18 protein-coding genes are annotated in these 13,539 nt (G+C 39.5%); 11 read left to right on the top strand and 7 right to left on the bottom strand.

From position 1 onward, the window contains the following. Positions 1-76 precede the first annotated feature (76 nt). Positions 77-613, top strand: coding sequence for a GNAT family N-acetyltransferase (locus M1E09_RS08610; RefSeq protein ID WP_456274424.1), 537 nt, complete (start codon positions 77-79; stop codon positions 611-613). Here the strand turns inward: M1E09_RS08610 and M1E09_RS08605 are convergent. Next, complete coding sequence (locus M1E09_RS08605; protein WP_456274423.1) at positions 587-964, bottom strand: NUDIX hydrolase; 378 nt, start codon at positions 962-964, stop codon at positions 587-589. The genes M1E09_RS08610 and M1E09_RS08605 overlap by 27 nt on opposite strands. Positions 965-1,069: 105 nt before the next feature. On the opposite strand from M1E09_RS08605, the gene M1E09_RS08600 reads away from it, so the two are divergent. Further along, entirely contained in the window at positions 1,070-1,540 is a 471-nt protein-coding gene (locus M1E09_RS08600) for an NUDIX domain-containing protein (RefSeq protein ID WP_456274422.1), read from the top strand. 63 nt (positions 1,541-1,603) lie between these two features. After that, a complete protein-coding gene (locus M1E09_RS08595) occupies positions 1,604-1,849 on the top strand; it encodes a DUF2164 domain-containing protein (protein WP_456274421.1) in 246 nt (81 codons plus the stop codon). A 67-nt stretch (positions 1,850-1,916) separates the two neighbouring features. Here M1E09_RS08595 and M1E09_RS08590 read toward each other — a convergent pair whose 3' ends face one another. The 3 genes from M1E09_RS08590 to M1E09_RS08580 form a co-directional block, all read right to left on the bottom strand. Next, positions 1,917-2,357: a hypothetical protein gene (locus M1E09_RS08590; RefSeq protein WP_456274420.1), complete on the bottom strand. Its 441-nt coding sequence runs from the start codon at positions 2,355-2,357 to the stop codon at positions 1,917-1,919. A 420-nt stretch (positions 2,358-2,777) separates the two neighbouring features. Then, positions 2,778-3,716: a ring-cleaving dioxygenase gene (locus tag M1E09_RS08585; protein ID WP_456274419.1), complete on the bottom strand. Its 939-nt coding sequence runs from the start codon at positions 3,714-3,716 to the stop codon at positions 2,778-2,780. A gap of 63 nt (positions 3,717-3,779) precedes the next feature. Beyond that, positions 3,780-4,178 carry a DoxX family protein gene (locus M1E09_RS08580; RefSeq protein WP_456274418.1) on the bottom strand — a complete coding sequence of 133 codons (399 nt, stop codon included), beginning with the start codon at positions 4,176-4,178 and terminating at the stop codon, positions 3,780-3,782. Positions 4,179-4,529: 351 nt separating this feature from the next. On the opposite strand from M1E09_RS08580, the gene M1E09_RS08575 reads away from it, so the two are divergent. Then, positions 4,530-4,739 (top strand): hypothetical protein, encoded by a 210-nt coding sequence (locus M1E09_RS08575; RefSeq protein WP_456274417.1) that lies wholly within the window; start codon positions 4,530-4,532, stop codon positions 4,737-4,739. Between the two features lie 61 nt (positions 4,740-4,800). Here the strand turns inward: M1E09_RS08575 and M1E09_RS08570 are convergent, their stop codons facing one another. Next, on the bottom strand, positions 4,801-6,234 hold the full coding sequence (locus tag M1E09_RS08570; RefSeq protein ID WP_456274416.1) for an ATP-binding protein: 1,434 nt from the start codon (positions 6,232-6,234) through the stop codon (positions 4,801-4,803). A gap of 188 nt (positions 6,235-6,422) precedes the next feature. Here M1E09_RS08570 and M1E09_RS08565 point away from each other — a divergent pair, with 188 nt between their 5' ends. From M1E09_RS08565 to M1E09_RS08555, 3 genes are all read left to right on the top strand, one after another. After that, positions 6,423-7,331, top strand: a complete 909-nt coding sequence (locus tag M1E09_RS08565; protein ID WP_456274415.1) for a ferritin family protein — start codon at positions 6,423-6,425, stop codon at positions 7,329-7,331. 263 nt (positions 7,332-7,594) lie between these two features. After that, on the top strand, positions 7,595-8,866 hold the full coding sequence (locus M1E09_RS08560) for an MFS transporter (protein WP_456274414.1): 1,272 nt from the start codon (positions 7,595-7,597) through the stop codon (positions 8,864-8,866). Then, positions 8,820-9,443 (top strand): TetR family transcriptional regulator, encoded by a 624-nt coding sequence (locus tag M1E09_RS08555; RefSeq protein ID WP_456274413.1) that lies wholly within the window; start codon positions 8,820-8,822, stop codon positions 9,441-9,443. The genes M1E09_RS08560 and M1E09_RS08555 overlap by 47 nt, the downstream gene beginning before the upstream one ends. A gap of 57 nt (positions 9,444-9,500) precedes the next feature. Here M1E09_RS08555 and M1E09_RS08550 read toward each other — a convergent pair whose 3' ends face one another. After that, positions 9,501-9,635 (bottom strand): hypothetical protein, encoded by a 135-nt coding sequence (locus M1E09_RS08550; RefSeq protein ID WP_456274412.1) that lies wholly within the window; start codon positions 9,633-9,635, stop codon positions 9,501-9,503. 208 nt (positions 9,636-9,843) lie between these two features. On the opposite strand from M1E09_RS08550, the gene M1E09_RS08545 reads away from it, so the two are divergent. The 4 genes from M1E09_RS08545 (at position 9,844) to M1E09_RS08530 (ending at position 13,036) form a co-directional block, all read left to right on the top strand. Beyond that, a complete protein-coding gene (locus M1E09_RS08545) occupies positions 9,844-10,164 on the top strand; it encodes an ArsR/SmtB family transcription factor (RefSeq protein WP_456274411.1) in 321 nt (106 codons plus the stop codon). Between the two features lie 90 nt (positions 10,165-10,254). Continuing rightward, entirely contained in the window at positions 10,255-11,121 is an 867-nt protein-coding gene (locus M1E09_RS08540; RefSeq protein WP_456274410.1) for a permease, read from the top strand. A gap of 221 nt (positions 11,122-11,342) precedes the next feature. After that, positions 11,343-12,059: a Crp/Fnr family transcriptional regulator gene (locus M1E09_RS08535; RefSeq protein WP_456274409.1), complete on the top strand. Its 717-nt coding sequence runs from the start codon at positions 11,343-11,345 to the stop codon at positions 12,057-12,059. A gap of 521 nt (positions 12,060-12,580) precedes the next feature. Further along, on the top strand, positions 12,581-13,036 hold the full coding sequence (locus M1E09_RS08530; RefSeq protein ID WP_456274408.1) for a hypothetical protein: 456 nt from the start codon (positions 12,581-12,583) through the stop codon (positions 13,034-13,036). A 58-nt stretch (positions 13,037-13,094) separates the two neighbouring features. Here the strand turns inward: M1E09_RS08530 and arsC are convergent, their stop codons facing one another. Then, positions 13,095-13,514 (bottom strand): arsenate reductase (thioredoxin), encoded by a 420-nt coding sequence (gene arsC, locus M1E09_RS08525; RefSeq protein ID WP_456274407.1) that lies wholly within the window; start codon positions 13,512-13,514, stop codon positions 13,095-13,097. Positions 13,515-13,539 lie beyond the last annotated feature (25 nt).

Genomic DNA, 13,539 nt, shown 5'->3' with positions numbered 1-13,539 from the left:
TTTGTTCTTCCAAGATTTTCATACTTATAGTATCATAAGATTTAGAAAATTTATTACAATGAGGGCAGGCGGACATATGAATAACAAGATAGGTATTCGGAAAATGATGGAGGAGGACCTCTCCCTTATGGGAAGATGGCTGAGTACAGATAAGGTTTATGAGTTCTACAGCAATAATGGGAAACCACTGTCTTCTGAAGAAGTAGCGAACAAGTATCTTCCCAGGATAAAGGGAAGCAGTACGGTTGTTCCCTATATTTTTCAATACGGGGAACAACCTTCCGGCTATCTCCAAATGTATCCTAGTTCCTCAGACGAATTGAAAGACTGGGGATACCCTGAAGGGACAACGGTATGGGGGATGGATTGTTTTATCGGTGAGCCCAGCCTTTTCAACAAAGGTCTTGGCACAAGGATGGTTGACCTCTTCACTGATCACATCATTCGAGAGGCAAACCCAGATTATATTGTACTCGATCCTTCCATAACAAATAAAAGAGCGATTCGATGTTATGAGAAAGCCGGATTCACTCAAAAAATGACTCTTAAAGAGGGATTGTTCCTGTTAATGGAGCTTGACTGCCGTTCAAAGCGAAACGGCCATCCTTTTTAAAATCATTTCCCTGACCGGCAGAGTATAATCATCAAATTTTTCAAGATCATCTAAGCGAATCCATGCAGCTTGCAGGATATCTTTATTTTCTGGAAGTGTTTGATCAAGGTAAAGTTCACCGCTGCTAATTCTCCCCAGAAAAGAGAATTTTCCAGAAGAGACTTTGAGCAATTCTATCATTTCGATTTTGTATCCTGTCTCTTCTTGGACTTCCCTGATTACCGCGTCTTCCGGCGTCTCCCCTTCTTCAATTCCACCACCGGGAAAGTTCCAGACAATGTCACCTCTATCTACATACTGTTTCACCATTAATACATGATTATCTTTTATAATAATACCTTGAGAAATCACTTGCCCGACCTCCTCACTAGTTTAAATATACTGTAATTTTATTATATTTCCAATTATTTAAAAATCTGTTAAAATTATCTTTTATTATTGGAAAGGTGTGGTTTAATGGGATATCCCATCAGAGTAAGAGCTGGTGCGTTGATGATTCAAAATGAAAGCGTGCTTTTGGTGAAATTTGAAGACCACAAGGGAATACATTATAATCTGCCAGGCGGCGGGGTTGAAGCAGGAGAATCGGTTGGAGAAGCTGCAGTCAGGGAAGCAAAAGAAGAAGCAGGTATTGATGTGGGTGTTGATAGCCTGGCATTTATTTATGAATATGCACCCCACCAGAATGAAAACCTTTATGGTCCGGTACATAATCTGAGCCTTTTCTTTGCCTGCACCATCCTTGGAAACCATGAACCTTCACTGCCGGACAATCCGGATCCTAAGCAAACTGGTGTGGAATGGATTTCACTTTCTGAACTGCATTCCATAACGCTGTATCCTAAGATACAAGATCAAATAATCGAGTATACATCAGGACGCTACTCACTCGACTTAATACAGGAAACCGACTTGGCTAAATACTAATCATTCTATCATTACACTTCTATGTTACTATTGAATGGAAGATATCAAAAAGGATGTGTAGAAGTGTTGGTGATCAAGATGCCTAAAGAAGAAAGAGAAGAAATCATCGAAAGAATTCAGACTTTCCATTATGAACAGCACGGAGAGGAAATGGGCTTGATCGGTGCGGAAAACTTATTTGATTTCTTTGTCAAAGAAATCGGACCCTATTTCTATAACAGAGGGATTATGGATTCAAAAGATGTCCTGATGGATAAGATGCTTCTCTTGGAAGAGGATTTGTACTCATTGAAGAGACCGATAAAATAATGAATCACCTTAAACAAAAAAAGAGGCTGTCTCACGTCGAATGGATATCGGGTGGGACAGCCTTTTTCTATTGAACCGTTTCGATCACTTCTGTGGCAAAGACCTTATCCTTGTTCAATACATCAATTTCAAGAGCCTCCGCCTCATCATTTTCAACTATATCTCTTAGTTCTGTTTCGGTAAATGTTTTGCTTAAAGGCAGAGATTCATTTATTTCAATAATCTTGGAATCTTCCCCTTCTTTATGGCTGACATATTCCTCTTCAAAGACGAAGAGGTCCGTCCCCAGAGCTTTAACCAGTTCTCCATTACTTACATATAGCCTGACTTGAAATGAAGTTTCTGCTTCCATATTCACATCATCAAGGGTGATGTGTACATTGAGCTCCTGTCCTTCTTCATCTACCGATACACTTGCACTCTCAACCATTTCAATTTTTTTATTACCGCATCCTGCCACTATTAGAATGAATACAATCAGTAATGCTGCTGCGTAATATTTTTTCAACTGTGTGCCCCCTATATCTATTTATTGCCACTATTATTTTATATTACTATAGGTGAATGTTGTAGTGAAATTTCTATTGAGAGAAACCATAAATGCTCAGTTTTTTCATTTAGACAAACACGCGATCTCCTTTTTTAAAAAAATTATGGTAAACTGTACAAGTCTGTTAGTTATTTAATAAAGGACGTGATAGCTTGAAACGATTGACACTTATACTCCCGGTTGTGATTTTAGTATTTATTTTGGCAGCATGGTTTCTATCAAATAACTATGGGGAGATTGCTCAAGGAACAAGAATGCTCATATCACTCGGCGGGGCTATTTTGTCCGGAGTATTAACTTATTTTTTATTTCCTAAGAACGAGAGAAAGATATAGATAAAAAACCACCTGTTACTAAGTTTTAGCAACAGGTGGTTTTTTATCTTTGGATTTTTACTTCAATTGGCATCAAAATTTGTTCAATTTGAGATCTATGTTGTTCATATTGCGGTGGAAGCTTCAACTTTCCCCCCAATGTATCAGATGATTCGTCAACTGCAAATCCAGGTGGATCGGTTGCAATCTCAAAAAGGATGTCTCCATGCTCCCTAAAGTAAATCGCATCGAAGTAATTTCTGTCCTGAACGGGGGTAACAGGGTAACTATTGTCTTCCAGGTGTTTTTTCCAAGCAAGTTGGTCGGCATTATCCTCTGCACGCCAGGCAATATGATGGACGGTTCCGACTCCCATTCTGCCCCGAGGTACAGGATTCATTTTCAAATCGATGATATTCGCAATCTCCCCCGTGGCTTTAAATCTCGAAAACTCTCCTTCTTTATCAAGAAGTTCCAACCCCATGATGCTCTCCAATAATTGCTCGGTCAGCTCAGGATTAACAGAGAGGAGAGTTGCTCCAGCAAAACCCTTTATGGCGACTTCCGACGTGATCGACCCGTTTTTCCACTGATTGCTTTTCCCGCCATCTCTTTCGACAATTTCCAGGTGCAGTCCATGGGGATCCTTCAATTCCAAATAATCTTCTCCAAACCTACGTGTCTTGTCGAAAAACACGTCATACTGTTTCAGCCGATTTTCCCAAAAGCTCAAAGCCCCTTGTGGCACGGCATATGAAGTGATCCCTACCTGGCCTCCTCCGATCCTTCCTTGGTGTGCACCGTCCCATGGGAAAAAGGTAATAATGGTGCCTGGATTTCCTTCTTCATCGCCAAAATAAAGGTGATACGTTCCCGGATCATCGAAGTTTACTGTTTTTTTGACCATCCTCAATCCTAGGACTTGTGTATAAAAGTCAACATTCTCCTGTGGGTTCCCTACTATTGCAGTGATATGATGAATTCCTTCTGTTCTCTTTTTCATAAACATCCACTCCTAAACGATTTACTGTATCTTGACAGATGTATTGGTACATTTGTATATGATTTAGAAAATAAGAGCATCCAAAGCATATTTACCAGGTCCCATAAGAGCAAGGCCAATCGCTACAGCCAATAGCGCGAGGTTATATTCGAAACCATTTTGTGTTGCCCAGTAGCCATTTGAGAAATGAACTTTCACAATAGCTACTACCATTGTGGCTGCAATTATAACTCCTGCTATTGGGGTTAGGAGGCCCAAAACGAATAATATTCCCCCAACAAACTCAGCTAATCCGGCAATGAGAGCCATCACGACACCAGGCTTTAAACCCAATGAGTCCATCCAGCCTCCTGTTCCCTTCAATCCATAACCTCCAAACCATCCAAATAACTTCTGCGCCCCATGTCCTACAAATGAGATACCGATGACAATTCTAATAATGAATAAACCTAAATCCAACATATTTACAACCTCCATAAATGAATTTATTTCGAATTCGAGATAACCACCCAAAAAAATTTTAACTGGAATTAATATTTATAAGAACATCCTGAACTATGAAGGCCGCTGCCTCATCAGGCATATAGTGGAATTTTATTCAGCTGAAAATTAATCTTGAATTCGAGATAATCTTATAAGATGTCAATCATATTGTCAATACCTGCTTTATATATATTCAACTCTCTCCATATTGCCCCTGAATTTCAGATTAATTTTCAACCTGGTAAAATTCACAAAAAATAAAAGGTATGAAATAACTTTGTAGAATAATATTGTAAAGAGCTGCCATTAATAAGGAGGGCTGATAAGGGTATGGTTTTTGACTATGAAAAGTATGATGGCTTGGCACTGGCTAACCTAATTAAAACTGGTGAAATTTCGGCAGTGTCGCTCCCTATGCACCTGACGAAGGATATGCTCCCATGCGGTGTACAGGTGATGGCTGCCCGTGGAAGAGAAGACCTTCTCTTCCGGCTGGCTGGCGAATTGGAGCAATCCAGTCGTTGGATAAGAAGGGAATAATTCCACACTTTAAAATCATAAAAAAGCAGCTGATCCATGTTGGATCAGCTGCTTAATGTATTTAAGGGATCGGTAGACTAACCGTGAAAATGGTTCCTTCCTTTTCCTTGCTTTCTACAGAGAGTTCTCCATTGTATTCTTTTAGGATGGTATGGCAAATCGTTAAACCCAGCCCTGTCCCCGTCCCTTTGGTAGTAAAGAACGGTTCATTTATTTGAGTAATCAGATGCGGCGGTATACCACATCCTGAATCTTTAATGGCAACCTCGATATCCTTTCCTCGCTGTTTCATCCCTACAGTAACTACTCCCCCGTCTTCCATTGACTCAATGGCATTTTTAATCAGGTTAATAAAAACTTGCTTCAACTGCTGCTTGTCGCTGTTTATTCGCAAATCATTATACGCAACGTTACTCTTAATCTCTACATTTTTCAGAGTAGCCTGCGGTTCCAACAGCGTTATTACCTCTTCCAGTAAGGTCACCAGATTATGGCTGTTCTTGATAATCGCCTGCGGCTTTGACAAAGAGAGCATTTCCCCTGTTATTCTCTCAATTTTGTCAATCTCTTCCCTCATAATTTCCACATACCTTTGATTCTCTTCAGGAATTTTCCCTTCTAGAAGCTGCATAAATCCTTTGATAGATGTCAATGGATTCCGTATCTCATGGGCGATTCCTGCAGAAAGCTGGCCGGCAGTCAATAGTTTTTCTGTTTTGACATTATGTTCGTGATGTTGTTTTTGTTCAGTAATATCCCTCAGGATCACTTGTACAGATGGTTTATTATCAATGTCAAAAGGCATTACTACAGATTCTACAAATCTTTTTGTTCCATCAAGCCGATAGAATAGACGTTCCTTTATCACTGGAGGTGAGTCCGGATTGCCAATGACATTTATTGTTCTGCGTAAAACATCGTTATGGTCGGCAGAATCAATGAATTCCAGTACTGATTTACCGATAATTTCATCTTCATGCTTTGCCCCGAATAGTTTTAATCCTGCTTTATTTATATATTGAAAAACATTATCGGTAACGAGAGCTACAGTATCAATTGAGTTATCTATCAAAGTTTGATAATGCTTCTTTTGCATTAAATACTGGTGCTGGTAGGTATCGATTTCACTTGATTCCTTTATGAGGATATAATCAAGCTTATATTCATTTATCGAAACTCTTTTAACCACTGATTCTATCTCAAAAACGTTTCCTTTCATTGTAATAATATTTTTCAGATTCTGGCTTTGGGAATGGTCGTCATGAAGCTGTTCCAATTCCTTTTGTGTTTGCTTAAATGAATTTTTATGGGTAAATTCCATCACATGTTTTCCGGTTAATTGTTCAAGACTTTCCATTTCCAGCAACTCAAGTGCATGCTTATTCGCATATATAAACACTCCTTGATCTCCTAAAAGAACCGGAAAGGGTGTTATTTCTATCGCTTCAATGATAGAAGCATTTTCTTCCAGATAGTGTTTGATTCTTTCCTTCATTGTTTAACATCCTGTCTTCAATCTAGTTACATATATTATAACACCTATGGTTCTCTCATAGACTTTGATTGTTATTTTTCTTGTAAAATTCAGACAATCCCGCCTCACTCTTGACTGCTCTTGTTCAGCCAGGCACTTGTTTCGTATGGTGTCATAAAATAAATGGAATAAACAGGAGGTGTGAAGCCTTGTATTACCATTCATTTCATGAGAATGATCAATCCAGGCAAAACCTGATCAATGAGATTCAGAAAGCAATAAACGGTGAATACAGCGCTATAATTTGTTATGACGAACTTAGCAAGCTCGCAAAAACCCGGGAACAAAGGGAACAAATTCTTGAAATCCAGCAAGATGAGAAGAGACACTTTAAAGAATTCACAAAAATATATAAAAAATTAACAGACAGAAAGCCGGTCCCAAAGCTGATTGAAGAGTGTCCCAAGTCCTTAACGAAGGGCCTCGCCGCAGCATTTAAAGATGAACAGGTAACGGTTGATTTCTATTTGGATATTGCCGGCAAAGCTGATAATGAATCAATTAAGGAAACTTTCCGCAGAGCAGCATCTGATGAGCAACAGCATGCAGTCTGGTTCCTGTATTATTTGTCGCTACCGGCAATGGACAGATTCAATCGGCAGACTTCTGAAGCCTACGGTGCAAAAGGGGCCCTTAATTCTCCTTCTCTCACTCTTCCGCAAATGCTTACTTTCGCCATGGAGGATGAATATCTGGCCCAGAGGAGATATGACCTTATTCTTAATAAATTTGGAGATGTAAGAACCTTTTCAAGGATACAACAGGCTGAATTAAGGCACATCTATGCGTTACAGACTCTCTTTCAACGATATGGTATACAAATTCCAGAGGACGAATCCTATTTATTTGCCACAGTTCGTGACACCATAAAAAATGCATATGCTTCAGGCGTGCAAGGTGAAATCGATAATATTGCCATGTACAATACATTTCTTGGTTATAACCTTCCAGCAGATATCCAAGCCGTCTTTATTAACCTGAGAAACGCATCGTTAAACCACCTGGAAGCGTTTGAAAGAGGATTCGCGGCGTTAAATAAAATGCTGTTTTCGCATTGATTTACCAACAGAAAATAATAACCGAAACCAAACCTCATATTGCAGGTTTGGATTTTTCTTTCCCAGCCCTCTCACAAGATCTTATTCAATTCTCTCCACTTGATCATAACTCTCCAACTTTTAATGAATAGACAGAAAAAAGAAGAAATAAAACTTGTACAAGCCCATTTGTCAAATCCCCCCTTGCAAAACGACAGTAGTGTCGATATAATTAAACCAAATAAACGACACTAGTGTCACTTTTAAAAAACGGAGGGATTTCAATGAATCAAAAATTATCGAGAAACAAAAATTTCATCACTTTGATGACCGCCCAGGCCATTTCAAGTTTGGGTGATTGGTTAAGTATAGTGGCGATCATTACTCTGGTTGGGTTAAAATGGGAAGCGACTCCATTACAAATGTCGCTGATCATCCTAAGCCTTGCGTTGCCAATGGCTTTGTTAGGCCCGGTATCCGGAGCTGTGGCTGACAGAATGGAACGAAAAACCCTGATGATTGTATCAGATGTCGTCAGAGGAATGCTCATACTGCTGCTGACATTAGCCGCAAATGTCTGGATGGTGTACCTTTGCCTATTTACTATTGGTATCTTTTCCTCAGTATTTGTACCAGCAAAAAACGGGAAACTTAAAGAGCTGGTAAAAGATGAGAATATGAAAGGGGCCATGTCGCTTACTTCCATGATTGACTCAAGCACAAAAGTATTGGGACCCCTTGTCAGCGGAATATTGGTTTCAACAGTCGAAACCTATAATGTGTTTTATATCGATTCAGCGACTTTTTTTGTCTCAGCGTTCTTGATTTTCTTATTGCCTAAAGCTGTGAAAGAAATAAAAACAGAAGAAAACATTGAGAAGCAGGGACCACCTTTAAAAGAAGAACTTCAAGCCGGTTTCAGTTTTATCAAGCAAAGCAGATTTCTTATGTACGGATTGTTCTTACTGGCGGTAAGCCTCTTGATTCTGCAACTCTCGGATTCGCAAATCATCATCCTGCTCCGCCAGCTTACTAACGTCTCACCTGACTTGTTTGGTTATGCTGTAACCAGTTCTGGTTTCGGAATGCTGATTACGGGAATTTATCTTTCAAAAAAGACGGACTACAATGCATTTCTTTATATGTGCATCGGTGTTCTCGGGATAGGGTTAGGGTTTGGAATTATGGCTCTTCTGACGTATTATGATCTTGCCATTTCCATCCTTTGGGTACCTGCCCTTGCTTTTCTTGCCGGTCTTGCTGCTGGGATGGTATTCATCCCTTTTCAAGCTGCCGTACAAGAAAAGACACCGGTCCATATGACAGGCAGAGTATTCGGAGTCATCAACAGTACAACCACCACGGCGACAATCATAGGACCGCTTGCCGGGGGATCGCTTGCAACAATAATTGGGGTCATCCCTTCCTTTATTGTTACAAGTTCCTTACTCGTGCTCCTATTCTTTATCTCTATAATATATAGAAACAAAGTTGAACAGGAGGATAACCATGGCACCGAGAGTCAGCCAGGAACACAAGAAGCAGCGTCGAGCTAAACTGCTTGAAGCTGCAACTGAAGTGTTTATTGAACATGGATATGAGAGTACGACCATGAAGCATGTTATGGAGAAAGCCGGGGTCAGCCGCGGCGGACTTTATCAATATTTTGAAAACAAAGAAGACCTCTTTCGAGCAGTTATAGAAGGCCAGCAGGAAGAAATCATTGAAGAGTCGATAGAAACGATGGTAAAGATGCAGGATTCCTATTGGGATGTTTTGCTGATGACATTTCTAGGGGAAGACAAAAAGCCAAATGATAACATGGACCCGCTCTCCCCTTCCAAGCTGGAATACTTCATCACTGGCAGAACCGATGAAGCAAGACGTGAATATGCTCAAAACAGGTATCATTTCGCCATTGAAATGACCATTAGAATTTTAGAACAAGGAGAAAAAGCAGGTGAGTTTACTCCCCGCTTTGATAAAACGGTAATAGCCAAGTCGATTATTTCCCATATTGACGGATTGGCCCTGGGGCATTCGATTATGGGATCCAGAAGACTTCAATTGAAAGAGCAAACTGAACTATTGCTCGATTACTTAAAATGGGGCCTTGGTTTAACAAATAAATGAGAACGAATGAAAAAGGGCATTCATAACTTGAATGCCCTCTCATGTTTCTCTTCCCCCTTAACAGCAAGAATCCTCATTTGCCGTGCCGCAGCATGAATCCCTTTCCCCTGTTTCCACTTCCTTAATTTCCACACCGCAGCATGCAGAAGCATTTTCAGATCCTTTTCCAGTTAACTTTTTGATGAAATTCATTTTCCCCATCTCCTTTTATCGATATTTTTGATTATAAATCCATAAATCAACTTTTATTGATTTATATAATTGTATTATATTTCCTCAATAGTGGTTCCGCAACCGTAAATCAATTTTTTTTGATTTATCATTGACATATGAAAATTTTGGTATTACGATGAATACATCAAGTAAATTTGATTTTATGTAGGAAGGTGAATACTTTAATATGGAATTTCAACTGCATGATATTTCCAAAGACAAGATTTTCGGAAAGTATGAGGCAAAATTCAAAGCGATCGCTGATAAGAAACGATTGCATATCATGAACATTCTTACAGAAAAAGGTGAAATGTGTGTCTGTGACCTTGCCCCATTAATGGATATGACTCAATCGAAGCTTTCCTATCACTTGAAAATATTACTCGATGCCAACATTATCACCAAGGAGACAAGAGGAACCTGGAGTTACTACAATCTCAATCCCGAAGAAATTAACCACCTCTTATCTGAAGAGCTTTGCTGCTTATTTAGGAAAAGCTGCTGTTGATCTACAAGCGGCTTCTTTTTAAAATATTAATCAATTTTTTTTGATTAATAAATCAAAAAAAATTGATATTAAGAATTTAGGAGGATTTATATGTGGTTAGAAACAATAAAAAGTTTTTTGTTCATCGCATTTGAATTGACGATCCTATTCTTTATCATTTCCTTTTTCATCAGTTTTCTCCAAGGGGTGATTCCCTATGAGAAAATCGAAAAGAGACTCTCTGGCAAAAATAAATTCCTGGCAGCCTTTGCTGCCGTTCTATTCGCCTTTATTACACCTTTTTGTTCCTGTTCGACCATCCCTATTGTTGTTAATATGCTGAAAAAGAAAATGCCTTTTGGAATCGTAATGATTTTCCTTTTCTCTTCCCCTGTTTTGGATCCGACTATTTTAACTATTATGGGGGTCATTTTAGGCTGGAAAGTCACCATTATATATACGGTCATCACCTCGATATTATCAATCCTAATCGGCTTTACACTAGAACGATTAGGTTTTGAAAAATCTGTCAAGGACGTAGTCATGTCAGGATACAAGGAAACAACAAAAAAGTTCGATGTAAAACTGGCTATCGCAGAAACCGTAAGCTTAATGAGGGGGGTTCTTCCTTACCTGCTCATCGGCGCAGCAATCGGAGCTGTCATTCATGGGATAGTTCCAACAAACCTGGTTTCTGACCTTTTCGGTGGAGAAAGCTGGTGGCTGATCCCAATTGCGGCAGTAGTCGGCATCCCTTTATACATCCGATTATCAAGTATGATACCGATATCGCAAGTACTGATTATGAAAGGGATGGCCCTGGGACCCGTCATGGCCATGATGATCAGTTCAGCCGGTGCCAGTCTTCCGGAGGTAGTTCTCTTGAGATCTATTTTTAAAAAAGAATTAGTCATCACATTTGTTCTTTCAGTGATTACGATGTCTACAGTTTCCGGGTTTGTGTTTTATTTTGTTTGATTCATGACATCCTGCGTTGAATAGATGAGATGCATATTCTGAAAACATAGATGAATGTATAATTCATAAATATTCCACTCTTTTCCCCCATAGAAATATTGTATAATGGTGGTCGGCATGTTACCTTTAAGTGGCAGTATTAGGAAGTTATTTATTAATATGCATCCTTGGTTCTTGGGCAACGATTCATATTCTATTGTAATAATCGGAGTGATGTATAATTGGCAGTTAATCCATTAAGAAAACCTGATATAGAGTTAGTTTCTAAAGAGTTGCGTGACTTATTGACTTCAATAAGTACGCCTCGAAAAGTGAATGAAGAGACATTTTTATTTCAAGAAGGCGAAGAAGCTTCTGAGTTATTCTTAATAAAAAAAGGACTTTTCCAAGTCAGCAAGCTGGCAATGGATGGCGGTGAGTTAAACCTTCGTATTTGCAAAGCCAACGATATCATTGGCGAGTTGACGCTCTTCTCTGAGGATGCTAAGTATATGCTAAGCGCTTTCGCACTTGCTGAAAGTGAAGTATTGGTCATAAAAAGAGATGTACTTGAAGCAGAGCTTATGAAAAATGCAAGCCTTACTTTTGAATTCATGAAATGGATCAGCACCCATTTGAGGAAAAATCAATCTAAAATCAGAGACCTTGTTATGAATGGAAAAAAAGGTGCTCTTTATTCTACTTTGATTCGTTTTACAAACAGCTATGGTGTTGAAACAGATAAAGGTATTCTAATTGACATTCATATGACGAACCAGGAATTCGCGAAGTTTTGTGCCGCTACCCGTGAGAGCGTAAACCGTATGCTTAGCGAATTGAAGAAAAAAGATGTAATCGAAATGACAAAAGAAGGAAAAATCCTTATTAAAGACCTTGTTTATCTTAAAGATGAAATAGGGTGTGAGAATTGTCCGATTGATATTTGCAACATCGACTAACTTTTAATTTGAAGGAATCTCCATTCTTATCTATAACTTTCAAACAGAGGCTGGGACAAAACCTTAAAAAAAGGCTCTTTTCGCAAAGAATTTATCTGAGTAAAAAGAATGGATTTCCGCTCCAGGTGCACGACTCCGCGGGGCGGGCGGTGAGCCTCCTCGGCTTTGCCTGCGGGGTCTCACCTGTCCCGCTAGTCCCGCAGGAGGTCGCGCACCTTCCGCTCCAATCCGCCTACGTTCAGGAAGCAGCGGTAAATAACCTTAAAAGTAACCTCTTTAAGATTAGAGCCTAATAACATGAATGAACCGCATGAAGTCAAGAGTATATAACCTTGATCTCATGCGGTTTTATTTTCGATTATTTCTACTTAAATCAATTAGTTTTCAACTTATGTCCCAGCCTCTGTTCTTTTTTTATATGCCTGTGTGAAACTGATAGGGTACAACTGTGAGAGAAGTCACTGCATGTTCTTGAGAATTGGCATAACATATAATTCACGAAACATTTTGGAGGAAGAATCGTGGTAAAATCTCAATATTTACTCTACCTGAAAAGCTTACCGCTTTTTCAGGATTTAGAGAATTCACTTCTGAAGAAAATGGTTGCTGCCTCAACGTTTTTGGAATTACAATCAACAGATAATATCAGGGAACTCTTATCTCACGAGGAATTAATCATTCTTTTGAATGGTGAACTTCACTTTTCTTTTGAAGAGGAACAGGGGAAAGTAATCGATGTTTTCGTTTTGAAAAAAGGTGATACATTAAGTCTTGATGCTCTTCTAAGCAAGCATTGCCAGCAGCTTGCCATTTTCCCTGTGGAACACACAGCTGTTATCAAGATACCGCTCATTTTCATAAATAATACGGTCATACATCAACCTGCACTTCAGCAGAACCTCCTGCAGACTTTGCAGAGAAACTTAAAAGATTCTTATCATATTCTGGCCAATAATATGATGAATCCAGCAGAATAAAATGGACCCTCAGAGAAAGTAAAAACAGCAGCCTTGTGAGGGCTGCTGTATTGTTTCATTATTCCCCTGTTTCTCCAAAACGCTTGATTCTTTCCCCTATTTCGTCGCGGACTCGCTGGAAGAAGGCCCATTTCTCTTCTTCTGTCCCTTCAGCTTTTGCCGGGTCATCAAAACCCCAGTGAACGCGTTTGATATGAGGCGGAGTTACAGGACAGTTATCTGCCGCATGTCCGCATAAAGTGACGACTAAGTCAGCATTGTTCAAGATATCAGGATTGATAATATCCGAAGTCTGGCCGGAGATATCCACACCGGCTTCTTCCATCGCTTTGACTGCGTTTGGATTCAACCCGTGAGCTTCCAGACCGGCACTCTTGACTTCCCATTGATCACCGAGGTGTTTTTTCGCCCATCCTTCTGCCATCTGGCTTCTGCAGGAATTTCCTGTACATAAAAAATAAATTGTTTTTTTAGACATGTGAGCCTCTCCTTTGAGTAAATAA

This window comes from Bacillus sp. AK031, assembly GCF_053903065.1.
This window is presented reverse-complemented; position numbering and strand designations above follow the sequence as displayed.